Origin of the sequence: Qipengyuania pacifica (assembly GCF_019711555.1) — a bacterium.
In the GTDB taxonomy this organism is placed as follows: Bacteria; Pseudomonadota; Alphaproteobacteria; order Sphingomonadales; family Sphingomonadaceae; genus Qipengyuania; species Qipengyuania pacifica.
This window is the reverse complement of the sequence record NZ_JAIGNQ010000004.1, coordinates 212720-235377: the sequence shown is the minus strand read 5'-3', so window position 1 is coordinate 235377 and position 22658 is coordinate 212720. Positions and strand designations below refer to the sequence as shown.

The window sequence follows — 22658 nt, the reverse complement described above, 5'->3', positions numbered from 1 at the left end:
GGCCCTTACAATGGGGAATGGCGGACGATCCCCCGAATTCTCGTGAAAAGGGCTTGGCAAGGGTGGGGTGCTCGGCTAATCGGCGCCCTCGCTTCGACCGGGGCCTTGTGCCCGAAAGCGCACCCGAGACATGCGGAGAGGTGGCAGAGTGGTCGAATGCGCCGCACTCGAAATGCGGTATACGGGCAACCGTATCGAGGGTTCGAATCCCTCCCTCTCCGCCACTAGCCTTTTCAGGCTTTTCCAATGCCATCCAGTTTCACGCGGAAAGCTTTACATTTCCGCCGTTTGCGACTCCTATACTGTCCAACCTCATCTACCCCCAACCAAACGCAAGTGGGGGTAAATTGGGGGTAAGGAAATGATCTCCATGGGGGTATTGGATGCTCACGGACAAGGCAGTGCGCGCGGCGACGGCACAAGACAAAGCGTATAAGCTTACCGATAGCCGTGGGCTACATCTGCACGTATCGACCAGCGGACATAAAAGCTGGCGTTACAAATATCGCTTCGAAAAGAAGGAGCGACTGCTGACGCTCGGAACATACCCCGAGGTTTCATTGGCCGATGCTCGTGAGAAGCGGGACGACGCGAAAAGAATTTTACGCGAGGGACGCGACCCCCGTCACGCTACAAGACGGAGCCGGTTGGTTGGCACAGGCGATCCGGTAAAGTCATTTGAAGAGATGGCGCGCGATTGGCACGCTCTCCAGATCGAACGGTGGAAACCCGTCCATGCCAAAGATGTCATCACAAGCTTGGAACGTGATGTCTTTCCGCATCTAGGATCGGTGCCCTTGGCCGAGATCGACAAGCCCCTGCTGCTATCTATTCTGCGTAAGATCGAGAGCCGCGGCGCAATCGAAACCGCCCGAAGGATCAAGCAGCGCGTGGCCGCGATCTATAGCTACGCAAATGCAGAAGGCGCGAAGCTTGAAAACCCCGCAGCAGATATTAACGATGCGTTGAAGCCCCTGCCGCCACCGAAGCGTTATCCTGCCCTGCTCGATGTCGGATCCATCCGTACCATGATCTGCGATGTCGATCGAGCTGGTGCCTCCCCGGTCAACCGCCTCGCTGCCCGTCTGCTAGCCCTAACCGCGCAAAGACCCGGCATGGTGCGTTTCATGGAGTGGGACAATATTACTGGTATCGATTGGGCAAACGGTAATGCGGACAGCAGCGATGCGCTCTGGAAAGTGCCGGCGGACAAAATCAAGCAAGAGCTTCATCTTCGCAGCGATGAGGCATTCGAGCATCCCGTCCCGCTTTCATCCCAAGCGGTGGAAGCACTACGCGCTGTGCGCTGGCTGACAGGACGCTCGTCGTTCGTTTTTCCAGGTGCACGGTCAGGCCTCAAGCCCATCAGCGAGAATGCGATCGGCTATCTGTACAATCGCGAAGGATATAAAGGACGCCATGTGCCGCATGGCTGGCGTTCCAGCTTCTCGACCATCATGAACGAGCAGGCCGAACGCGCACTCGGTTCAGATGTACGACTTTTGGCCGATCGGATGATTGTCGATCTGATGCTCGCCCATTCTCCAAAAGGTATGAGTGCCAGCGAGCTACGGTACAACCGAGCCGCGTACATGCCGCGGCGACGCGAACTTGCGCAACGCTGGGCCGACATGATCATGGAAGGCGCGATCCCGTGTGCGGAGATCATTAATAGCCCGCGCCGCAAGCGGCGTTAGTTCTTGCTTCGCTTCCCAGCTTGTTCAGCAATGTAAGCAAGCACCTCGGCCTTCAGCCATCTACTGCTCGAGCCAAGTTTGACGGCCTCTGGGAAGATGCCCTTGTTCATGTCGCTGTAGATCGTGGAGGATTTTCTCCGGGTCAAATCGCAGACTTCTTTAAGTGTCATGAGAGCTGGTCCAACGCCTGGCGAATCGGGGACCAGACCGCTTTCATGATCTTCCAGCATCCCGTGGTCGATCTTGTTTGTGCTCGCTTGTATCGAAGCCGACCGGGCTGCTCGTATCTGAGGATCGACGATCGCTTCAACCTGACGATTGGTCAACGGCCCAAGGGGCTTGAGGTCTGCAAGCCAATGGTCGAACTGCTTGGCATCGACAAATATCCGGTGTGTTGGCTCTGTATCGGCGTCCCACCATCGATCAAAGTTGAATGCGCCGGTAGCAAATCGAGGCAGGGGATCATCGATCTCCCAAAGTTCCTCAGAAAGAGGTACTACTTCTCCGCCACCCAAAGGTCTTGCGAAGCTGGCAAGCTTTCCTGTTGCGAACAGATGCGCAAATAGCTCTGCATTTAGTCTGACCAGATCCCGGGCAGCATCGTTCTCGCCGTCATCTTCAGGCGCTGTGAAGATCTCCGGTAACTCAGTTGGCGGAAAACCAGCGCGGCACTTAACGAGGTCTGCGAAAGCTGACGTGAGGGTCTTACGACCACTTGAGACGTAATCGGTCCGGCCTTCATAAGGGGACCAAGGATGAATCGCTTTGCTCACATGAGGAGAATAGCAGCGGTCAGAAATTCAGCAATGAAATGACCGTTATGCGCCCTCATTTCGGTCATTGGGGGCGGTGTCCGAGATGCCCCAAAGCGGACATTTGCCGATTGCGGGCGCTATTCGATGGCTAGTGAATAGCTCGAATACAATCGAACGGCCCGGACCGGAGTTGTTCTTCTATCGGCATTGGAGGACAGGCAGTTCGATAACTCCGGTCCGCGAATTCTCCAAGCCGTCGGGGCTGGCCGAGAGCGCTTCCGAGTTCGGCGACCTCGTCAAACATCACGGTGAAGAGTTCATATATGTCATCGAGGGCGCAATCGAAGTGCACTCCGAATTCTACGATCCACTCGTTCTTGAGCAGGGGCAGAGCATCTATCTCGATTCAAGCATGGGCCATGCATATGTCGCAGCCAAGGGTTGCGACGAAGCGGTCGTCTTAGGCGTGTGTTCAAGCGCGGATGACGGATTGCTCGATTCCCTTAAGACTTCGCGGGGCTGAAGCGACCGGTAATAAGCGCGTTCTATCGGCTTTCCGGCAGCCCGCAATCTGGAAAGAGCTAGAACCCGTTTGGCACGATCCGGCACATGTCCGGCTCGGCTCCGGTCGACCTGCCGAACCGAGGCAATCACGCTAACGGGTCACCTGAAATGCAAAAGTAAGTGCAAAGTCTAATCACAGCGTTTTCGGTAGCATTCGGTTAATGCGAGGATCGCGCTCGACCGGGCCGTCCAACGACTCCCTTACGCTCTACCTCGCCGCAACCCAAACTCCCTCACACAATTCTTGGAATTTATTCCGTTGCTTCTCGGTAGATCCCAACACGACCAGCATGGTTGTTATCTTCGATGCCTCGATGGTTCCGTCCGGTTTTCTGAACTTCAAACGCCCTCCGAAGAAGAAAACAGAAGCTCCCATCTGAAGGGCCTGCGCGAAGAAGCGTGTATCCGTACGGGTAGGTATAAGGCAGGCCAGAACCGCGATTTTATCCTTCTCATATTCATCAAGAGCCTTGTCGAGCCACTTTCCCAATTGCGAAAAGGGCGGATTGACGTAGACGAAGTTCCCGAGCCACGGCTGAGCCAATCCATCCTGTCCTTGCTGCTTGAAGTAGCCCTCGATCGGGTTGATCGAACTATCGGGATGCGCACAAGGATCGAGGCTGACCCTTCCAAACGCTTCCTCTAGACTCCTAGCCGTCTTCTCGTCGGTAAACCGGCTGTCCTTGTCTGCATCTGCTCCGCCTTTTCCTCCGCGACGGTTGAATCGTGGCGCGAGCGCCTTCAGAATAAAAAGGAGGTCGCGAACACTCCCTTCTCCTTCCTCCAGCATTTCGATCGATTGGGCGGAGACACCGGTTTTATGTGCCAAGCGGTCTATCGACCACCCTCGTTTCATCTCGCGCGTCGCGCGAAGGCGAGCGTGCAGAAGGGGTCCCGCCGCAAGGCCGGTCAGTTCGATCTTCAGAGCATTCATCATCCGGATCATGATGTCCGCTCGGCCCTCGCCGTTCTCGACGCGACGGACTTGCTTTTCTTCGGCTCCAATAAGGCGGGCTAGTTGCGCCCTTGTCAAACCGAGGCCCTCACGGGTTTCCTTGAGCTCAGTAGGGAGATCGAATTTGGCGCGGTTATTGGTGGAATTTGTGTCGGCTTTCTTTGCCATGGTTCCCTCGCAAGGCGAGCGAGACCACCGCTTGGGCAGCGATTTTCGACTAGGATCATTTGGTGACCTCAAACGCCAACGGATCTCGCCAAAGGCGAGGTCCTAAGGTTGACGCGACACTAATTCAGGTCACCGGCGTGGATGCTATCCAGCACGCAGGTCGCGAATTTCATCCGTTCTTGACGGACACGCATCCCCTACAGCCCCAGGGGTTAATTGTTTCTTAAAGCAGAAAAGCGGCATTATGTAGCAAGCGCAACAATGCGTAGGCGATTGTCTGCTCTGATAATGGCGGCTGTCATCGTTTGCGGGACGTTAGGTGTCAAACGGGCGGTTTCTTATGAATATCCTGACAGCTTGCCAACGTTCAGGCCCATAGCCATCGTCAGGCTGGTAGGACACAATCAGGCCAAAGTGGGTTTCGAATCCTTCACAATCCAAAGTTTCATATTTAGCAGTCCCAATAAGGTAGATAGGCCGGCCAGCTTCAGGTCTTATGTCGAACGCCAAACATGGCGTCCCGCATTTTTTCACGGGCGGGATAACCCTTTTGGTCTTCAGAGAATGATTAAAGTTTTCTGGCCATTCGGGAGTTTTCGTGAACGACCACTGGACTTTCGTCAAAGTGCACGGGGCAGATCCAATATTCTCGAATTCCACGGAAATGCCTTCGCTCAAATCGACAAGGCTTGTGGTTCGAAATCCATCGCGCTGCTCAAGTATTCCGCGCTCTTTGGCTATAAACGCTAGCAATGTTTTGGCGCTGCTGTTGGCGGCTTCACGCGTAGCATCCCAAGTGCGCCAGATCAGACCAAGTCCGAATATGCCAACGGCCATACCTACAAGCGCGGCAAGGCCCATGGCACGCGTCCAGGCGGACATAGTGCGTTGGGCAGCAAGATCGTATTCTTGGCGTTGCTCTGGGCGGTAGCGATCTTCTGCTTTATCCGCGCAGTCCGCAGCGGAGAGTTTAAGGGCAATACAGGTGGGGGCTATATCTTCCCTTGCGGAGTCAGCGTAATCTCTGGCACGATCTTCGGCCTCGACTTGGCTAATCGCCTCATTTTTTGACGCGTCCCAAAAGATGACCCCGCCGACTATAGCGGCAAGTGCGAGGGCAATTCCTAGCCAAGCCTCAGATCGCTTACCCCTATCGCTGTTAGACATTGAACAAGAAACACCGCTGTAAATTTACCCCGGCTAATCTTGTTTCTGATATTCGGCTCAGAGTCCATAACACCTACGTCTGCGAGCTTTCCTACCAGTTCGGCATAGGTGACAATCCGGCGCTTTAGCTCGGCCTTCAGGAGGCCTTAACGCGGTCCTCCCATTCCTTCTCTTTGACTGCGGACATACCGCCTCCTGTGATTGCGAATATCACTATAAGCGAAACATCGCCCCGCTGAGAAAAAGAATTCTGGTTTATGGTTTGGCCCAAAACCCGCCTTCAATGAGTAAACAGCGTTCAGTAACATCGAGTCCGTTCTTAGACTTTAGCCTTAGCTTGTGCTTTGACGCTTTCGCTAATTAACTCTGTAGTCGCAACGCTTGCATTGGAGAAAGCAATGCCAAACATCCATGTTGCTGACGCTGGGGAAGTCGACTGCTTAAAGAAACTGCAGAATGCCTGGCATGCCGAGTAGAGCCTCGCCTCTTACGATCGGGAATGCATCTAAAATGATGCAGACGGCATGCTTCGATTCTAGCAGCTAGATATGGCCGAGAGATAATTTGCCATGTTCATTCGTTATCCGACCAAGGACCAGTTTCTACCAGACGATGTCGAACTAGAAGCCGGTTGGATCAGGCACGATGGGTCACAACGCGTAACATCGGAAAGCGACCATCCATTAATACTATTGCGTGACGGCACGATCTTCAGACCGATTTCTCCACTTCCGAACAAATGGATGGTATTTTACAATATGTGTCGCTGGGAGTGGGAAGGCCGAAATCGAGACGCTTTCGACGTGATAGCATATCAAATATTCGGATGCCCTTACAGAAGTATTCGATAAACCCGACTACGGGGCTCCGAATTACCAATATCTGCTTCGTCTAGGACTCAATGGCAAACCTAAGGGCAGGTACAAAGTTGACGGCCCGGCTTTCGGCAACTTCATTCGAGCAGGGAATGACCGCGATTAGGGTGCGAAGCGGACGTAGCGAGCAATTTGCTGAGCGGCTGTATTTGGGCCGTTTGCAGGCGGTCCGCTTGGACTTTTTGACTGCGGAATAGCTGCCTTTCGCATCGTACTGTCAAAAGTCTTGGGACGTGAAGTATCTCGGAGAGAGCATGGTTAGGAACGGATGGCCTTGCGACGAGCCGTTGCATCGAAAGCTGGTATTGATCGTTAACCCTCACGAAGGGTCTGAATTATGTGTCACGTGCTTATCATCGAAGACGAATATCTTTTCGCCGATTTCATAGCCTGGATGGCCGAAACGAACGGAGCCGATACCACCAACATAGCTAATTCCGAAGCTACGGCGATGGCATCCGCGATGAGCCAAGTGCCCGATCTAATCCTGTCTGATGTCAATTTAGGCAAAGGCGGCAAAGGCCCCGATGCGGTCGCGCGCATTCGTGATGCTTTGGGCGACATTCCGGTTATTTTTGTGACCTCCACGCCGGAAGAATGCAGCACATGCGACTATGCGAGAGCCATTTTGGACAAACCTGTCCAGCCTGAACGGTTGGTTGCCGCGATGCAGGCTATTAGCGACTAAGCCATGTCAACCCTGATCGAATTCCAGCGTTTCGCGCGGGCATTCGAAGCGAGCCGTCAGCCCCTCCGGAGCATAATCCAGATCGACTTCCCGTGTGCCGGCAATGCCCATCGCGATCAGTTTTGATCCGAACCCCTTGCTTTCCGAGTTAATGGCGGGCGGGCCACCGGTTTCCTTCCATTCAAGACAGAAAGTTTCCTCCCGCAGCTTCCAGCTCAGGAACACCTTTCCAACCGACACGGACAGAGATCCATGTTTGACCGCATTTGTCGCGAGTTCGTGAAGCAGCATTGAGAGCGACAGAGCAGCGCGCGAACCGATGACGAGATCGGGTCCGTCGAAGACGAAACGGCTTTCATCGCCCTCGAACCGCAGGACGCGATCAAGTAGTTCGTCGATGGAGGTCGAGGACCAGCTCGTCTGGACCAGGATCTCATGAGCACGGCTGAGTGCGGCGAGGCGGCTCTGCAAAGCGTCGATGACCTTCTGATCGATGCCGCGCAAGGTCTGGAAAACGATTGCCTGAACTACCGCAAAGGTGTTCTTCACCCGGTGCGACAATTCCTGCATCAGCAAATGCCGCTGTTCCTCGGCCAGTTTGCGGGCGGTTATATCAACCGCCGTGCCAGAAAATCGCACTGGTTGGCCGTCTGCTGAATACAGCATCCGCCCTTTGCATTCGACCCAGCGTAGGGGAAGGTCGGGAATGTCCAACCGGTATTCGACGAGAAAGTCTGCGCCCGCCTCGAACACCTCGCGAATGTCGCGGCGAAGCGCTTCGAGATCATCTGCGACGACGTAACGCTGATACTGCTCTTCGGTAAGACCGGCTTTGGTCTCGTCGATGTCGAGCCCATAGAGGCGCGCGAAGTTGGCATCACCGTGCAGAAGGTCGCTATCGACCATCCAGTCCCACAGCCCAACCGCCCCGGACGATGCAAGCGCCATCTCCAAGCGCTCTTCCGCCACGCGTTCCTTCGTCCGGTCACGAAGCATTTTGACATAGCCTTCGAGCTTTCCGCTCGGCTGTCTCAGCGGCATCATTTCACCACTGGCCCAGAAGCGCTCACCGCTCTTCCGCAGGTGCCAGCGCTCGTCCATGCCGCGCCCTTTTTCGCGCGCGCTCTGCATTTCCTTGTCGCTGATGCCGGCTTCACGGTCCTCTGGGGTGAAGAAGGCATCGACATCGCGCCCGATCATCTCGTCTCTATCCCAGCCGAGTATTCGCTGCGCGCCCTCGCTCCAGTCCACCACCGTTCCATCGAGATCCATGACGATGATCGCATAGTCTATCGCGCTGTCGAAGACGGTGCGTGCGCGCGAACGTTCGCTTTCGACGGACAATAGTGTCATCGCCTGCCGCGCAAGAGCCTTGAGGCCCGCTTCCTGCTCCGTGGTGAGGCCGCCTGGGCGCGGCTCGTAATCCATTACGCAAAGCGACCCCAAGGGGGTGCCAGATTTGTCGGCGAGCATCATACCAGCATAGAAGCGGAGAGACGGTTTTGCCGTGACCAGCGCGTGCGTCTTCGTGCGCCTATCTTCTGCAAGATCGGAAATTACCAGTAGACCGCCGGTGTCGATCGTGTGCTGACAGATTAACTCATTGAGAGGCGTTGTCTTAGCGTGGATACCTAGGGTGGCGCGTGGCACCTGATCATCGTTTTCCAGCACGCCCAAAAGGGCGACGGGCGCGGCGCAAATCTGTGCCGCGAGCAGGGCGATGTCATCGAGTTGCGGATCGGTTTCAGCTGTCGTGACGGGCGCCTGGCGCGAACCCATACCGGTATTGTCATCAACTGCAGGCATGCTGAATCACGCTTTCGTCTTGCGGGCAAACCGAGCCTACGCCAACCTCGGATATGGGAATAGCGATTCTTTCGCCCATAAAGCGAGCAATCTAATACGGCCAAACGCTTTGTTAAATTTCGGATTATCGGACTCTCTGACCATTCTGATTTCTTTCTCGCCCACATGATTGGGGATAGCTTACTGACTGCAGCAACCAGCCCCTTGATGACGAATTTTGGGGCGCATTGCCGACTGGCAGGAACTGGGCCGGAAAGAGACTGTCCGATTTTGGCGCAAGAAAAACTAACGCGGACTATACCAGCGGGCAAGAAAGTCGCAGATCGGTTTGCCGGGATGCAGCATGGTAGTTGCAGGTCGTATTGTACAACAGCTCATTCAGAGATTGGCAAAATACGCAGAAATCTTAGGACTGCCAATAAGCCAAGCCCCTGTATGGGCCACCAATTCCATTGAGCAGACCGGTCGCCCATCCTCATAAAGCTCAGCCTTGCTCCCATGCAATCTGGTCTTAGCTTGATCAAGGGCACCAGCTATGGAGAGGCACTCGAATTCGATTTTAGAAACCTGATCGCCACCCGCATTTCTCGTTACCAGGCAATATTGATGCATTGGTCGTTCCTCTCGAGAAATTTCAGTGGCAAAATTGATACTAAAAGCGGCTACTTTGAATCCCTTCAAAAACAGACGCAACTTTCACAGTTCAACCTGCACACGCGCAACACCAACAGGGTTAATAAAAGTTACCCATACGGTCTATGTTCAATGTGAATTTTAAAACCGTTTCACGGGACTATTTATTAGAATTCCTCGCGATCTCAATGTGATCCATCCTGTTATTGCGACTTCGCTGCGCAATAGCTCGTTTACGCGGGTAGTTCTGGGTGTGCACAAATCTCTCTCGTATATCGGCTGCAGTCTTTCGGCATTGCGCGATTAGTTCTCCACACTATTAATCGGTAATGCGCTAAACATGGCAAGTTTGCGTAGCTCTGGCTCGGCGAGAACGTGAATGGATCGAGTCTGCTTTACATCTACCAAGCCGCGCTCGCGAAGTGAGGCAAAGCATCGATTGGCGTGAATAGGCGTCATGCCGCAAGCTTCTGCGTAATCGCACTGCCGAAGGGGCAGGTTAAGCTCACCGCCTTCAAACCGTCCGTACTGCCTGAGGCGCTCGGCCAGTTCACATATCAAATGCGCAATGCGTCCCTCGCCACGCAGCCTCCCTATACGGAAAATCCAATATTGAAGTGCTATACCCTCGCTGACCGTGGAGGTCCAAAGGATGCGAACCATATCGGGAAAGCGGCAAAGAAGCGCAGCGAGACCATCAAGCGGAATTTTGGCAACCTCTGCCTTATCCAGCGAACGCATACTGTAATTCGGCACTCGAAGCTGGAAGTTATCGACATCGAGAAACTCGCCATGCAGCCCGATGCCAACCACTTGTCGATGCCCCTTCTTATCCTCCCTGTAACGCACGACAGTTCCACGCAGGAGGTAATGGATATGCGACACTGCCTCACCTGACGTGACCAGATCGTTCCCAGCCTCGATCGTTATAACGTCACTCGTGGCTTCTTCTAACGCGCTCAGGACTTCAGCGCTTAATTCAGTGCGCAAGGTGCACTCTGAATAAAGTTCCGGGCACATGACTATCATCTCTCCCACCAATGGCAGGTCTGATTGCGCGTGAACGCCCTGATTCCTAGCGGGATTGGCCGCTAACTAACCTTTTTTATGTCGTTTTGTACCCGTCAAGAAACGGGCGCAAATCGTGCTCAAGTTTAGGGTAAGTGCCGAGCGCTAGGTATTACCACTAGCATTTAACCAGTTGCTATAAAGATCGCAGCTTTGCCTACAGTGCGATGGAAGGATGCTTCATAAATAGGCTTAACCTTTGTTGGATCACGGATCATCGATTGGCTTCACCGGTACTGGAATTGAGAGTGACGGTGAAAGGTAGGGACCATGGCAAATGAATTCGAACTTTCTGATGGTGGTGCAAACCGTCAGAAACCTCAGACCGAAGCTGATGTAATGACTACGGCCCAAGGTCATCCAATCGCTGATGATCAAAACTGGCTCACTGCTGGTGAGCGTGGTCCCCAACTTCTGGAAGATCACATTGCGCGAGAGAAAATCTTTCACTTCGATCACGAACGCATTCCAGAACGCGTCGTGCATGCGCGCGGCTACGGCGTTCACGGACACTTCGAACTGACAAAAGCCATACCGCAATATTCTCGCGCGGCCATCTTCAACGAAGAGGGCGTCAAGACGCCGACCTTCACGCGTTTCTCGACCGTGGCAGGCAATAAGGGCTCACCCGATCTGGCACGCGACGTGCGCGGATTTGCAACCAAGTTCTACACTCAGGAAGGCAATTGGGATCTGGTTGGCAACAACATCCCGGTGTTCTTCATCCAGGATGCGATCAAATTCCCCGACCTGATCCACGCCGCCAAGCCCGCGCCCGATCGCGGCTTCCCGCAAGCGCAGACCGCGCATGACAATTTCTGGGATTTCATCAGCCTCAGTCCGGAATCGATGAACATGGTCATGTGGATCATGTCCGACCGCACGATCCCGCGCTCGTTCCGGTTCATGGAAGGCTTCGGAGTCCACACCTTCCGGCTGGTCAACGAGAAGGGTGAGAGCCACTTCGTCAAGTTCCACTGGAAGCCGAAGCTGGGTCTCCAGTCGGTAGTCTGGAACGAGGCGCTCAAGATCAACGGGATGGACCCCGATTTTCATCGTCGCGACATGTGGGATGCGATCGATGTGGGCGACTTTCCCCAGTGGGAGCTGGGCATCCAGGTGTTTGACGAGGAATTCGCCGGAAAGTTCGATTTCGACGTGCTCGACGCGACAAAGATCATTCCCGAGGAAGAGGTGCCGGTCGAAATCATCGGGACGCTGACGCTCGACGCGAATGTCGACAATTTCTTCGCCGAGACCGAGCAGGTTGCGTTCTGCACGCAGAACCTCGTACCGGGGATCGACCATTCGGACGATCCGCTGCTGCAAGGCCGCAATTTCAGCTATCTCGACACGCAGCTGAAGCGGCTCGGCGGCCCCAACTTCACCCACCTGCCGATCAACGCGCCCAAGTGCCCGGTGCGCCACTTCCAGCAGGACGGCCACATGGCGATAACCAATCCCAAGGGCCGCGTGAATTACGAGCCCAATAGCTGGGGCGAGGGCGATGGTGCCGGGGAGGAGCGCGGACCGCGCGCCTGCCCGATGAAGGGTTTCCAGAGCTATGAAGCTCCGGTCGAAGGCCCCAAGCTGCGCGTGCGTAGCGAAACCTTCGCCGATCACTATAGTCAGGCACGTCAGTTCTATGTCAGTCAGACTCCGATTGAACAGACTCATATGGCGAATGCGCTGACCTTCGAGCTTTCGAAGGTCGGCCGAATGAGCATTCGCAAGCGGATGGTTGGCCATCTGCGGCATATCGACGAAGGCCTGGCGCAAGAGGTTGCCAACGGGATCGGTCTTCCAGAATTGCCCGAAAAGGTACCGGCGGCGCGCGACCCGATCACCGATCTGAGAGAAAGTCCCGCGCTTTCGATCCACAAGAATGGCCCCGGTAATTTCAAGGGCCGCAAGCTAGGCATCTATATTGCCGATGGCGCAGACGCGGATGTCGTGAAGGCATTGAAAGACGCCGCGACTGGCGCCGGTGGCATTGTCGAAATCGTCGCACCGCACGTGGCCGGTGCCAAGCTGTCCGACGGCAGGATGATGGAAGCCGACCAGAAGATCGATGGCGGTCCCTCGGTGGTCTACGACGCTGTGGCCGTGGTCATGAGCGAAGCATCGGCCAAGCGCTACAACACCGACAAGCCAAGCATCGACTTCGTCAACGACGCTTTCGCCCATGCGAAGTTCGTCGCCTACGTACCGGCAGTGAAACCGCTCTTCGAGACGGCGGGCGTGTGGAACTGGATGGACGACGGCTTCGTAGATGTCTCGTCCGGGAAGGACGCGGCAAGCGACTTTATCGAGACGTGCGGCGAACTGCGTTTCTGGGACCGCGAAAGCGTAAAGCAGGACTGAGCGGAAAGGACACCAACATGAAAAACAATCGAGAAATCGGGATTGCGGGAAGTGTCGCCGCGGCGGGCGTTGCGCTGGGCGCTGTCGCCTTCGGGGCTTTCCTGTCCCGCCGGCATGAGGGCGGAAGCGACAATGCGCCGAAAATGGCCCGCCGTAAGAACCACGGCGAACACGCGCTTGTGGGTCGCACAGTCACTATCCGCAGGCCCGCCGCCGAGCTGTATGCCTACTGGCGGGACTTCGGAAATTTGCCCGAGTTCATGGAGAACGTCGAGCAGATCACGAAGGAGGGTGGTGCGAAGGACCGCGCCACCTGGACAATCAAAGCGCCCGCCGGGACAATGGTGGATCTGAAGACCGAGATCACCGACGCTGTCGAGAACGAACGGATTGCTTGGGCATCGGTCGAGGGTTCGGATATCGAGACTACCGGTGAGGTGACCTTCATCGAGGCACCCGGCGATCGCGGCACCCGCGTCTCCCTACGGATGGAATATGATGCACCGGGCGGCGCCATCGGACGGGGAATCGCCAAGGCCTTCCTGCGCGAACCCGAAGTCCAGGCCCGGCACGACCTCAAGCGTTTCAAGATGTTGATGGAAACCGGCGAGATTGCCACGTCCGCGCATCGGAAAAACGAAACGCGTAAAGCAAAACAGCAGGAGAACGCATAATGCGCGCACTCACATGGCACGGAACGCACGACGTCCGCGTGGACAGCGTGCCCGATCCAGAAATCATCAATCCGCGTGACGCGATCCTCAAAATCACCTCGACTGCGATCTGCGGGTCGGACCTGCACCTGTATGATGGCGTCATCCCCGGCGTGGCGCCGGGCGATGTGCTCGGCCACGAATTCATGGGTGAGGTCGTGGAAACTGGCAAGGACAGCACGCTCAAGAAGGGCCAGCGCGTGGTCGTTCCCTTCACGATCAGCTGCGGCGGCTGCTTCCACTGCCAGATCAAGCAATACTCCGCGTGCGAGAACTCGAACCCGGCCGAAAAGCAGGACATGTCCGCCACACTGTACGGCCACCCGATGGCCGCGCTGTTCGGCTATTCGCATCTGACCGGCGGCTATTCGGGTGGACAGGCGGAATATGTCCGCGTGCCATTCTCCGATGTCGGGCCGATCGTGATACCCGATCATCTTGAAGACGAGAAGGTCCTGTTCCTTTCCGACATCCTCCCAACTGGCTGGATGGGGGCAGAAAATGCCGAGATCCAGCACGACGACACCGTGGCTGTATGGGGCTGCGGCCCGGTCGGTCTATTCGCGATACAGTCTGCGATCGTGATGGGGGCAAGCAAGGTGATCGCGATAGATCATTACCCTCACCGGCTCGAACTGGCGAAGCAATTGGGCGCAGAAGTCATCAATTTCCGCACGACCGACGTGCGCGAAGCTCTGATGGAAATGTCGGGAGGAATGGGCTGCGACGCGGTGATCGACGCTGTCGGCATGGAAGCGCATGGCTTCGCGATCGATAACATGATCGACATCGCCAAACAGAAGGTCGGCATTGGCGCCGATCGTGCGAGCGCCTTGAAGCAGGCCATTCTGGCAGTGCGTCCGGGCGGCCGGGTGTCGATCCCCGGCGTCTATGGGGGGATGACCGACAAATTCCCGCTTGGTGCGCTGATGGAGAAGGGACTCCAGGTTCGCAGCGGACAGACCCACGTCCAGCGCTACACCAAGGATCTGCTCGAAAAGATCGAGGACGGCACGCTCGATACGACATTCCTGATTTCGCATCGGTTGCCGCTCGAAGACGCGGCGCGCGGCTACAAATGCTTCCGCGAAGAACAGGACACATGGACAAAGGTGATCCTTAAGCCCGGCATGGAAAGGCAGGCAGGCGTATGACCAAGAATTCCGTCGAAAAGCTTTCAGGTTTTTACGTCGTCACAGGAGCATCGAGCGGCATCGGCTTGGAATTAGCCAAGCTCGCGGCGCAGGACGGCGCGGCGTTGCTTCTGGTCGCTGATCGAGACCTGGGCGACGCAAAAAGGGTTGTTCAGCAATGCGGCGCATCGGAAGTTGAGACCCTGGAGGTCGATCTGGCCACCGTGGACGGCATCGATCGCGTTATCGAAAAGATCGGCAGCCGAACGGTAGACGGATTAATGGCTAACGCCGGCCATGGTCTGGGGGAAGCCTTCCTTACCCAGAAGTGGGACGAGATCGCTCATGTTATCGACACCAATATAACGGGCACCGTTTCGCTCATTCATAGGATTGGTGGCGGTATGGTGCTGCGCGATAAGGGCCGGATACTCGTAACCGGCTCGATCGCTGGCGATATGCCTGGAGCGTATCAGCTTGTCTACAATTCCACCAAGGCCTTCATAAACGACTTTTGTGTCGGATTAGCCAACGAGCTCAAATCCACGAGCGTTGTTGTCACCTGCCTGATGCCGGGAGTTACCGATACGCAATTTTTCGAACGCGCGGGCATGGAGGATACACGCGCAGGTCAAATGAAGGACAAGGCCGACCCTGCCAAGGTAGCACGCGATGGGTACAACGCACTGCTGAAGGGCGATACTCAGGAGGTCAGCGGAATCATGAACAAAATTCAGGATTTGTTCGCGGACCTTCTCCCGGAAGAGTTAGTTGCCCAGATGCACCGCCACCTGGCTAAGCCCTGACACGATCGGGCGCGGTCGTTGGTCCGTCGCTCTCGTCTGGATTCAAACCGCGAGTAATGAACTCCCGCTTTCCCAGTCTCGCTAGAGCAAATTGATACCGCGAGATCGCAGCCACGCGCCCGTTCGGTCGCAATTAAGCATCGGGATGGAATTTTGGACGGTTCACCGTTGCGCTAGGCAGAGGTTCGTGCCGCGAAGAAGGCGCGCGATACTTCAATCATCATTTCGAGAGCTGCCGCGACAGCCTGCTCGCACGCTGCTTTTCGACCAATGTCGCCAAGATGGAGAGCCTTGTGGCAGACCCCTTGCGCATATGCAGTAGCAATATGGATCAGCCCAACCTCTTCATCGCCTTCTCGCGGCCCAGCGAAGCCAGTAATCGCGACGGCAAGATCCGCGCCACTTTTTTGTAACGCGGATCTTGCCATGGCTATCGCTACATCTTTTGCAACGCCCCCGCATTCTTCAACGCGGTCCCGCTCCAGCCCAAGCATGTCACACTTTGCATCGACCGTATAAACGACGAAGGCGCGCTCCAGGATGGAGCTTGCATCAACGTCCGACACGATTGCGCATGCAAGCATTCCGCCGGTGCAGCTCTCCGCCGTCGCGATCTTGAAATGGCCCGGCAGCAAAAGCTCGCCCAGATCATGCACCAAGGTGGCGAATGCGTGTTTTGTCATTGCCTTGTTCAACCAGGATAGTTGTCCGCTTTCAGCAGCCGTGCGAGATGCGCAGCGTTTGAAGTCACCATTGCGGCAGTTTCGGCGATTTTCGAAGGTGTGGATTTCAGATCTTTGAAGTCGACAGATCCCATAGCTTCACCAACCCAGTAACACGCCGCAACGGCTGGGATAGTGAAGCCGGTATCGTTAAGTGCCTGAAAGGCAGTCGCTGCGACGCTATGCGCGCCATCCTCGTTTCCGACAACCGCGACAACAGCCACCTTCGAGTAACTTGGCATGCGCCCCTGATCATCTGTTTCCTCAACGAAAGCATCCATGCGCTCCAGCGCACGTTTCGCGACACTTGACATCTGACCCATCCAGATTGGTGTCCCGAAGATGAGGATATCGTGCGCCAGGATTTCATCTCGAATTTCAGGCCAGGCATCATCGCTACCTTCATCAGAGGTTACGCCGGGCTTGATATCGTGATCAACGAGACGGATCGTTGGACTAACTTCGATCTCCATGCCGGAGAATTTTTCCGCAAGGAGGTTGATGAGCGCGTCGGTCGAAGATTGTTCGTTCGAAGAGGCCTTTAGCGACCCATTTAGAGCGATTGCTTTGAGTTTAACCATTCCAATACTCTCTCATTCGCTGGGTGACTAACGCTGCTTCAGTGGGTTCAAAGTTCCGGTTCGCTATTTTTCGACAGCACATGTATCTCTTACCACGGTCTTTCGGGTACCAACGCGTTAAAGGGGCGATAAGACCTGAGCCTGGGCAATAGCGCGTCTGTCGCGTTCCCTGCATTTCGGCATCGCGCCCACGACGCTCGCGCGTCCGCCGCGAACATTGCTGAAGTTCACTGTAAGCATTTGGACAGTGAACGTTTCTGCCTCGTTGCCCGTTCCCTTTGCAATCACGGAACTCCTGCTGCGATGATACACTGTTGAGTGGTCGGCACTGCGCAGCCCGACCATCCAGCGCATGATTTAAGAGCTAAACGAGGTTCGGTATGACGCAACGCAACAATGCATTCATGCAATATCTCATTCCCAAGCGCATCGTCACCGAGTTCGCTGGTCGCGTCGCCCGGGCGACTGCCGGGTCGCACACGACGAGACTTATCCGATGGTTCGTCAAGAAATACGGCGTGAACATGGAGGAGGCCTTGACCCCGGATGTTGCGAGCTATGCAAGCTTCAACGACTTCTTCACTAGGCCACTGAAGCCCGGGAGCCGACCCCTGGCAGATGCGGACTTCGTCTCGCCAGTCGATGGCGCTATCAGCAAACTCGGTGCCATCGACGATGCCCACATCATCCAGGCCAAAGGTCACAGATATACAGTGACGGAACTGCTGGGCGGCGATGCCGTGCTCGCTGACCAGTTTCACCACGGTTGCTTCGCCAACCTGTACCTTTCTCCGCGCGATTATCACCGCATACACATGCCTTGCACCGGCACTCTGGTCCAAATGGTTTACGTCCCAGGCAGTCTGTTTTCCGTCAATCCGGCGACAGCACGTTCCGTGCCGGGGCTCTTTGCGCGTAATGAACGGGTGATTTGCGAATTTCACTCCGAAGAGCATGGGCCTTTTGTGATGGTGCTTGTCGGGGCGACGATAGTCGGCAGCATGGCGACTGTGTGGCATGGCATCGTCAATCCCAAACGTACCGGATTGCAAAATAGATGGACATACAGCGACCAATCCATACGCCTGCGGAAGGGCGAGGAGATGGGACGGTTTTTACTTGGATCGACAGTGATTACCCTGTTTCGGAAGAACGCCATCCGCTTCAACGAAACATGGATACCGGAACGGTCCGTTCGACTGGGTGAGTGCATGGGCAACGAAGCACGTTAAGCCTTGGATCAGTTCAACGCGACGCCCCACTAACGCAATATTTTACCCCCTCGTTTGCTTTGCCCTTCCGGAAAGCCCATTACCGTTGAACGGGGGAGGTGCTCCACCCGTCCAGAGCAAGTGAGGGTATCATGTTCGGCTTCGATCCCTATCACGTGTTGCTCGCCACGGCTGGCTTGGCGATCATCGTCTCCTACTGGTCGCCACGTTTTATTTCTGGCCGCGAACCTGCCGCTTCGGCTCTTCTCGTCCTTGGCGGATTTGCCGCGTTCGCATGGGTGCCTGGCATGCCTGACGCCATCAATCCCGTGGAGTCTCCGCAAATTTGGGAGAAGGCAGCCGAGATTTGCGTCATCCTCGGTCTGTTCGGGACTGGTCTGCGAATTGACCGGCTTGTCGGTCGAGATTTGTGGAAGCCAACGTTCCGGCTGCTCGTGATTGCCATGCCGCTCACGATCCTGGCACTCGCACTGGTTGGATGGCAGGCCGCTGGCATGACCCTGGCAGGGGCGCTTTTGCTCGGAGCAGTGTTGTCGCCCACCGATCCGGTCCTTGCAGGTGAAGTGCAGGTTGGTCGCCCGACAGAGGGCGGTGAGCATCAGGTTCAATTCGCGCTAACGACTGAAGCAGGTCTCAACGACGGGCTGGCATTCCCATTCGTCCATCTGGGAATATTGATCGCAACCGCGGGCGCGTTGAGCGTCGGTGTGTTCACCGAGTGGGCGTTGCGGGACGTGTTCTATCGCGTGATCGTCGGTGCAGCGGGTGGTGCTGCTGTGGGCTGGCTGTTGGGCAAGTCGCTGTTCGACTGGCCCGAAGGAAATGCCCTTTCGAAAACCCAGACAGGCTTCGTAGCCTTCGCTGGCGTGATCCTTGCCTATGGGCTGACCGAACTGATCGAGGGATACGGCTTCATTGCAGCATTTGTCGCTGGCCTGGTATTACGGCGGGAAGAATCCGAAAACGACTTTCACCAGCGATTGCACGATTTCTCCCAATCCATCGAACACACGCTTACCGCTCTATTACTCGTGGCGCTGGGCGCAGCACTGCCGAGCCTATGGCCATATCTCGGATGGCCGGAGATGATCGTCGCGGTTGCCCTGATCTTTGTCGTCAGACCAGTTGCCGCGTGGTTCGCGCTCTCGGGACTTGGTCTGCGATGGCGCGCACGCGCGGTAATGGCATTCTACGGCGTGCGGGGGATCGGATCCATCTACTACCTCGCCTATGCCGGGCACCATGTCGAGCTTGTCAACGAGGGAGCGCTGTGGGCGACCATTGCCTTTACGATCGTCGTTTCGACCTTGGTTCATGGTCTGACCGCAGGTCTTGCTGTGGAGCGAGTGATCGAGGAAAAATGACGCGTTCCAAAGCGTCGCCGCTGTCCAGTTCTTTGGCGTAGTTACGTAATCCTGACCGCGACTAATCCGGTATGGCCCGCGGCGCTCTGACAAGCTCTTTCCCTTCCAGCTTGATGCTACGTATCCACGAGCGGCAAGGTGATCGACTGCTTCATGGACGCGCGGCTTCGCCGCCCGCCAGCAGCGCCAAGGCGAGGAATCGGCCGGCGCCGCGAAGTTATTGCGCTCACCGGAACAATCGATGTCGTTCACACGCTTCTTCAAGACCCCAGGCAGATGGGGTTTTTAAGAAAGGAATAAACATGGGTGAGCGCAAAAACGATAATGCGAATGATGATCTGAAAAACATCGACGACTTTCCAGGAGAACCCAAGCAGACGCGCCTTCGCGAAGCCGACCATCGAGACGGCCGTCTTGACGAAGATCAAGGCCAGATTCAGCGAAGCGGCCATACGCCGGGTGGAAAAGATCTCTCGCGAGGCTCCGAGCCATCGACAGGAGCAGCCAGTAGGCACCGCCGCTAATATTTAATCGCGTAGTGGCGGGCCAATCGGGCCCCCCTTGTGCAAACACAGCATTCCGGAGAGCACCCATGATGGAAGAGGATCACAAACGTCTGGATGAAGGTGGAGCCAAAGAGCAATCATCTGACAAAGACGCTCGCACGTCGAACACGGAGTTATCGGAAGAGAACAGCCAGGCTCTGAAAAACCAAGGCACAGCGACCCCGGGAGAATATCCAGATCGTGAAGAAACGCCGACCTAGCTGAGGCATCCCAATATCATCAGAGCAACTTCCCGAATCGTTCTCATCATGTTCTACGCCCGCCATGGGAAAGAACGCACCTCTCCGGCCAGCCTGGACCGAGAACCTCGGGGCCTTGATAGACGCAGGCGCGACCGTTCGGGCGTGTTGTGCTGGCCAATGCAAGAAGTGGAAAGATATCGATCTAGAAGCGCTGGCCGCCATCAAGGGTCGTGATTACGACCTATGGAACAAGCGATCGGTATGTCGCCTGACCGAAGGATGCGAGGGGCCAGTCAGGTTTCGCTTTAGCGGATTGGGTATGATGCGGGCGTTGTATGATTGATGACGGGACTTGTTCGTCGCCTTGAGCCAGCGCGATGTGCAATCTCTACCGTATGTCAAAGAACATCGACGAGGTGGCGAAGTGGTTCTCCGCCAATAACGCGGCAACAGGTGCAAACTTCAGCACGGAAGTTTACCCCGGCTATCCTGGCGCGGTAATTGCGAATGGTGAAGTCCGGTCTATGAGATGACCGATGCCGCGGGCGACGCGGCTTACGTCCACACCCGCATGCCGGTAATTCTCAACCCTGACGACTACGACACGTGGCAGAATGGCGCGTCAGAAAATGCAAAGGCGCTGTGCACGGCATGGGCAGGCGACCTCACCATCAATCGCACCGACGAGCCGTGGTTTCGTAAGTCAGCGCAGTAGGAGCGGAAATTGGCAGCCTAGACAACGCTGTGGGTCCAAAACACTCGATGCGCGGAGCCGGCTTACTGGGGCATTTCCGTCAAGGTGGCAGGTTTGCCAAAAGGGTTCATCCTTGGAACAGGTGCAGTCCCTGGGCTGCCAAGACACTCCGAAGCGATCCGAAATCCGGTGAAGGCTGAGGTTTTGTACCTGATCTGCATCGCGCGATATAATGTGGTTCTAGCTAGGATTCATCCGCTATGTTTATTCGTCATCCGACCATGGTGCACATGTTGCCAGATGATATCAAACTGGAAGACGATTGGGTCCGCCATGATGGGGCGAGACGGGTGTTGCCGGACGGTGATCGATCGCTAATTCTTTTGCGCGATGGCACGATTTTCCGACCGATCTCACCGTTGCCTAATAAATGGGTCCCATTCTACGAAATGTGCCGTTGGGAGTGGAAAGGTCGGGATCCAAGCCCGTTCGATGTGATGGCTCATCGTGGGATTGAATGACGAAGGTGATGCTGCTTGCTCACCAGTGTACGACGCACATGATTGTTTAGATTCGGCGGTATTAGCCGACACCGCGGAACGCCGTCTGTTGCACATATCCTTCTATGCCAGACGTGTTGTGGGAACTTTCATTGCCCCCGACGGCATGTAGAATTCGCGGACCGGAGTTATCGAACCGCCTGTCCTCCAAATGCCGATAGAAGAACAACTCCGGCCCGGGCCGTTAGATTGTATTCGAGCTATTCACTAGCCATCGAATAGCGCCCGCAATCGGCAAATGTCCGCTTTCGGGCATCTCGGATACCGCCCCCAATGACCGAAATTAGGGCGCAAAGCCGTCCGGCAGCTTTCGCCAACAGTTGCCGGACGGCTTTTGGGCCGATAGCGGACTGTCCGCTGCCAGCGTTCAACTGTTCAATTCAGCCGCTCGTGCTGTAGTTCGAACCATCCGATTATGATCAATGGGAGAGCGCGCCGGACCGTCAATCACAGCCCTCAATTGCGAAACGATTGCATATCGACGTAGGCCGTCAGTTCCTCAGGCGCCGCCATTGGGAAAGCCGATCCGAGCAATTCAAGAAAGGCGGAAACTCTGGCGCTCAGGAGACGACGAGATGGGTAGAGCGCCCAGAGCGCGACGTCCGACCCTTCAATCTCTCCCCACTTTACAAGGCGGCCTGCCGCCAGATCACCAGCGACCAGTGAGACTGGAAGCTGGGACATGCCGGCCCCGGCACGGACCGCGTCGTGGATCATAACGAGAGAAGAGAAGCGTAGCACCGGCTCGACCGGAATACTGACGCGCCCCGACGACGTTTCCATCGACCATTGGTCCGACCTGTCGTTACCGCGAACCAAGGCCCGCACCGGCCCGCGATCGGGCCGGGAGAAAGTCGGCGCAGCCACCACCACCAGCCTGTCTTTAAGAAACGCGCGGCCCACCAACGCTTCATCGGGGTCTGGATTGACTCTTATGGCAAGGTCATAGCCTTCCTCGATCATATCGACGGGCCGGTCTTCGCTCGTCACCTCAAGGCGCACTTCGGGATATTTCGCGGCATACTCTGCCGCCAGACGGCCCATCGCGGTCTGAGAGAATAATAGCGGCGCGCTGATCCGCAGCGTTCCCCGGGGTTGATCGCTGCCCGACGCGATGGACCGGGTCGTCTCCTCGAGCTCGGCCAGCAACGCGCCGGCGCGTTCGGACAGGGCGCGCCCTTCCTCAGTCAGCTTGAGATCGCGCGGACCACGATCGAAAAGGCGCAGATTAAGGCTCGCCTCCAGTTCGGCCACCCGTCGCGACAGCGTCGCCTTCGGCCGGTTCGCGGCGCGGGCGGCTTTGCCAAAGCCGCCATGGCGCGCAACCAGCGTGAAGTCGGCAAGTGCAATCAGGTCCATCATCGT

General features: G+C 56.2%; 21 protein-coding genes and 1 tRNA gene. 12 read left to right on the top strand and 10 right to left on the bottom strand.

The genetic code is table 11. From position 1 onward, the window contains the following. The first annotated feature begins 134 nt into the window (after positions 1 to 134). Positions 135 to 224, top strand: a tRNA-Ser gene (locus K3177_RS13785). A gap of 159 nt (positions 225 to 383) precedes the next feature. Next, positions 384 to 1697, top strand: a complete 1314-nt coding sequence (locus tag K3177_RS13780) for a tyrosine-type recombinase/integrase (RefSeq protein ID WP_221598711.1) — start codon at positions 384 to 386, stop codon at positions 1695 to 1697. Here the strand turns inward: K3177_RS13780 and K3177_RS15560 are convergent. Next, entirely contained in the window at positions 1694 to 2470 is a 777-nt protein-coding gene (locus K3177_RS15560; RefSeq protein ID WP_221598710.1) for a helix-turn-helix transcriptional regulator, read from the bottom strand. The two genes, K3177_RS13780 and K3177_RS15560, sit on opposite strands and share 4 nt — an antisense overlap. A gap of 133 nt (positions 2471 to 2603) precedes the next feature. Between K3177_RS15560 and K3177_RS13770 the strand changes: the two genes are divergently transcribed. Then, positions 2604 to 2975: a cupin domain-containing protein gene (locus tag K3177_RS13770; protein ID WP_345725411.1), complete on the top strand. Its 372-nt coding sequence runs from the start codon at positions 2604 to 2606 to the stop codon at positions 2973 to 2975. Between the two features lie 249 nt (positions 2976 to 3224). On the opposite strand, the gene K3177_RS13765 is transcribed toward K3177_RS13770, so the two are convergent. The 3 genes from K3177_RS13765 to K3177_RS15600 all read right to left on the bottom strand — a co-directional run bounded on the left by K3177_RS13765 (position 3225) and on the right by K3177_RS15600 (position 5404). Further along, entirely contained in the window at positions 3225 to 4139 is a 915-nt protein-coding gene (locus tag K3177_RS13765) for a DNA N-6-adenine-methyltransferase (protein ID WP_221598709.1), read from the bottom strand. A gap of 315 nt (positions 4140 to 4454) precedes the next feature. After that, positions 4455 to 5306: a hypothetical protein gene (locus K3177_RS13760; RefSeq protein WP_221598708.1), complete on the bottom strand. Its 852-nt coding sequence runs from the start codon at positions 5304 to 5306 to the stop codon at positions 4455 to 4457. Then, positions 5264 to 5404: a DUF6471 domain-containing protein gene (locus K3177_RS15600; protein WP_420493680.1), complete on the bottom strand. Its 141-nt coding sequence runs from the start codon at positions 5402 to 5404 to the stop codon at positions 5264 to 5266. The genes K3177_RS13760 and K3177_RS15600 overlap by 43 nt, the downstream gene beginning before the upstream one ends. Before the next feature lie 1123 nt (positions 5405 to 6527). On the opposite strand from K3177_RS15600, the gene K3177_RS13750 reads away from it, so the two are divergent. Continuing rightward, positions 6528 to 6869: a response regulator gene (locus K3177_RS13750; protein ID WP_420493677.1), complete on the top strand. Its 342-nt coding sequence runs from the start codon at positions 6528 to 6530 to the stop codon at positions 6867 to 6869. 6 nt (positions 6870 to 6875) lie between these two features. Here the strand turns inward: K3177_RS13750 and K3177_RS13745 are convergent, their stop codons facing one another. Continuing rightward, positions 6876 to 8675 (bottom strand): sensor histidine kinase, encoded by a 1800-nt coding sequence (locus tag K3177_RS13745; protein WP_221598706.1) that lies wholly within the window; start codon positions 8673 to 8675, stop codon positions 6876 to 6878. A 936-nt stretch (positions 8676 to 9611) separates the two neighbouring features. Next, the gene (locus tag K3177_RS13740) at positions 9612 to 10328 is read right to left on the bottom strand and encodes a Crp/Fnr family transcriptional regulator (protein ID WP_221598705.1); all 717 of its coding nucleotides are present in this window, start codon (positions 10326 to 10328) and stop codon (positions 9612 to 9614) included. Positions 10329 to 10646: 318 nt separating this feature from the next. Here K3177_RS13740 and K3177_RS13735 point away from each other — a divergent pair, with 318 nt between their 5' ends. From K3177_RS13735 to K3177_RS13720, 4 genes are read left to right on the top strand one after another with little or no spacing between them, the layout of a single operon-like run. Next, positions 10647 to 12740, top strand: coding sequence for a catalase (locus K3177_RS13735; RefSeq protein WP_221598704.1), 2094 nt, complete (start codon positions 10647 to 10649; stop codon positions 12738 to 12740). Positions 12741 to 12757: 17 nt separating this feature from the next. Beyond that, the gene (locus tag K3177_RS13730; protein WP_221598703.1) at positions 12758 to 13414 is read left to right on the top strand and encodes an SRPBCC family protein; all 657 of its coding nucleotides are present in this window, start codon (positions 12758 to 12760) and stop codon (positions 13412 to 13414) included. Continuing rightward, positions 13414 to 14607 carry a zinc-dependent alcohol dehydrogenase gene (locus K3177_RS13725; RefSeq protein WP_221598702.1) on the top strand — a complete coding sequence of 398 codons (1194 nt, stop codon included), beginning with the start codon at positions 13414 to 13416 and terminating at the stop codon, positions 14605 to 14607. The genes K3177_RS13730 and K3177_RS13725 overlap by 1 nt, the downstream gene beginning before the upstream one ends. After that, the gene (locus tag K3177_RS13720) at positions 14604 to 15392 is read left to right on the top strand and encodes an SDR family NAD(P)-dependent oxidoreductase (protein ID WP_221598701.1); all 789 of its coding nucleotides are present in this window, start codon (positions 14604 to 14606) and stop codon (positions 15390 to 15392) included. The genes K3177_RS13725 and K3177_RS13720 overlap by 4 nt, the downstream gene beginning before the upstream one ends. Before the next feature lie 173 nt (positions 15393 to 15565). Here K3177_RS13720 and K3177_RS13715 read toward each other — a convergent pair whose 3' ends face one another. Further along, complete coding sequence (locus tag K3177_RS13715) at positions 15566 to 16087, bottom strand: CinA family protein (RefSeq protein ID WP_221598700.1); 522 nt, start codon at positions 16085 to 16087, stop codon at positions 15566 to 15568. Then, positions 16084 to 16695 (bottom strand): flavodoxin family protein, encoded by a 612-nt coding sequence (locus K3177_RS13710; protein ID WP_221598699.1) that lies wholly within the window; start codon positions 16693 to 16695, stop codon positions 16084 to 16086. The genes K3177_RS13715 and K3177_RS13710 overlap by 4 nt, the downstream gene beginning before the upstream one ends. A 380-nt stretch (positions 16696 to 17075) precedes the next feature. Between K3177_RS13710 and asd the strand changes: the two genes are divergently transcribed. Together asd and K3177_RS13700 are read left to right on the top strand one after the other, a co-directional pair. After that, the gene (gene asd / locus K3177_RS13705) at positions 17076 to 17927 is read left to right on the top strand and encodes an archaetidylserine decarboxylase (protein WP_221598698.1); all 852 of its coding nucleotides are present in this window, start codon (positions 17076 to 17078) and stop codon (positions 17925 to 17927) included. Positions 17928 to 18058: 131 nt separating this feature from the next. Continuing rightward, entirely contained in the window at positions 18059 to 19291 is a 1233-nt protein-coding gene (locus K3177_RS13700) for a cation:proton antiporter (RefSeq protein WP_221598697.1), read from the top strand. A gap of 260 nt (positions 19292 to 19551) precedes the next feature. On the opposite strand, the gene K3177_RS13695 is transcribed toward K3177_RS13700, so the two are convergent. Continuing rightward, positions 19552 to 19743: a hypothetical protein gene (locus K3177_RS13695; RefSeq protein ID WP_103022866.1), complete on the bottom strand. Its 192-nt coding sequence runs from the start codon at positions 19741 to 19743 to the stop codon at positions 19552 to 19554. Between the two features lie 140 nt (positions 19744 to 19883). On the opposite strand from K3177_RS13695, the gene K3177_RS13690 reads away from it, so the two are divergent. Then, complete coding sequence (locus K3177_RS13690) at positions 19884 to 20057, top strand: hypothetical protein (RefSeq protein ID WP_221598696.1); 174 nt, start codon at positions 19884 to 19886, stop codon at positions 20055 to 20057. Positions 20058 to 20568: 511 nt separating this feature from the next. Then, the gene (locus K3177_RS15390) at positions 20569 to 20754 is read left to right on the top strand and encodes an SOS response-associated peptidase (RefSeq protein ID WP_247714501.1); all 186 of its coding nucleotides are present in this window, start codon (positions 20569 to 20571) and stop codon (positions 20752 to 20754) included. 995 nt (positions 20755 to 21749) lie between these two features. Here the strand turns inward: K3177_RS15390 and K3177_RS13680 are convergent. Then, the gene (locus K3177_RS13680) at positions 21750 to 22655 is read right to left on the bottom strand and encodes a LysR family transcriptional regulator (RefSeq protein WP_247714500.1); all 906 of its coding nucleotides are present in this window, start codon (positions 22653 to 22655) and stop codon (positions 21750 to 21752) included. Positions 22656 to 22658 lie beyond the last annotated feature (3 nt).

Coding starts and splice junctions, on each gene's coding strand:
- K3177_RS13780 (WP_221598711.1), top strand. CDS start 384: ATGCTCACGGACAAGGCAGTGCGCGCGGCGACGGCACAAGACAAAGCG.
- K3177_RS13765 (WP_221598709.1), bottom strand. CDS start 4,139: ATGGCAAAGAAAGCCGACACAAATTCCACCAATAACCGCGCCAAATTC.
- K3177_RS13760 (WP_221598708.1), bottom strand. CDS start 5,306: ATGTCTAACAGCGATAGGGGTAAGCGATCTGAGGCTTGGCTAGGAATT.
- K3177_RS13745 (WP_221598706.1), bottom strand. CDS start 8,675: ATGCCTGCAGTTGATGACAATACCGGTATGGGTTCGCGCCAGGCGCCC.
- K3177_RS13740 (WP_221598705.1), bottom strand. CDS start 10,328: ATGTGCCCGGAACTTTATTCAGAGTGCACCTTGCGCACTGAATTAAGC.
- K3177_RS13735 (WP_221598704.1), top strand. CDS start 10,647: ATGGCAAATGAATTCGAACTTTCTGATGGTGGTGCAAACCGTCAGAAA.
- K3177_RS13730 (WP_221598703.1), top strand. CDS start 12,758: ATGAAAAACAATCGAGAAATCGGGATTGCGGGAAGTGTCGCCGCGGCG.
- K3177_RS13725 (WP_221598702.1), top strand. CDS start 13,414: ATGCGCGCACTCACATGGCACGGAACGCACGACGTCCGCGTGGACAGC.
- K3177_RS13720 (WP_221598701.1), top strand. CDS start 14,604: ATGACCAAGAATTCCGTCGAAAAGCTTTCAGGTTTTTACGTCGTCACA.
- K3177_RS13710 (WP_221598699.1), bottom strand. CDS start 16,695: ATGGTTAAACTCAAAGCAATCGCTCTAAATGGGTCGCTAAAGGCCTCT.
- asd (WP_221598698.1), top strand. CDS start 17,076: ATGACGCAACGCAACAATGCATTCATGCAATATCTCATTCCCAAGCGC.
- K3177_RS13700 (WP_221598697.1), top strand. CDS start 18,059: ATGTTCGGCTTCGATCCCTATCACGTGTTGCTCGCCACGGCTGGCTTG.
- K3177_RS13695 (WP_103022866.1), bottom strand. CDS start 19,743: ATGGCCGCTTCGCTGAATCTGGCCTTGATCTTCGTCAAGACGGCCGTC.
- K3177_RS13690 (WP_221598696.1), top strand. CDS start 19,884: ATGATGGAAGAGGATCACAAACGTCTGGATGAAGGTGGAGCCAAAGAG.
- K3177_RS15390 (WP_247714501.1), top strand. CDS start 20,569: ATGACCGATGCCGCGGGCGACGCGGCTTACGTCCACACCCGCATGCCG.
- K3177_RS13680 (WP_247714500.1), bottom strand. CDS start 22,655: ATGATGGACCTGATTGCACTTGCCGACTTCACGCTGGTTGCGCGCCAT.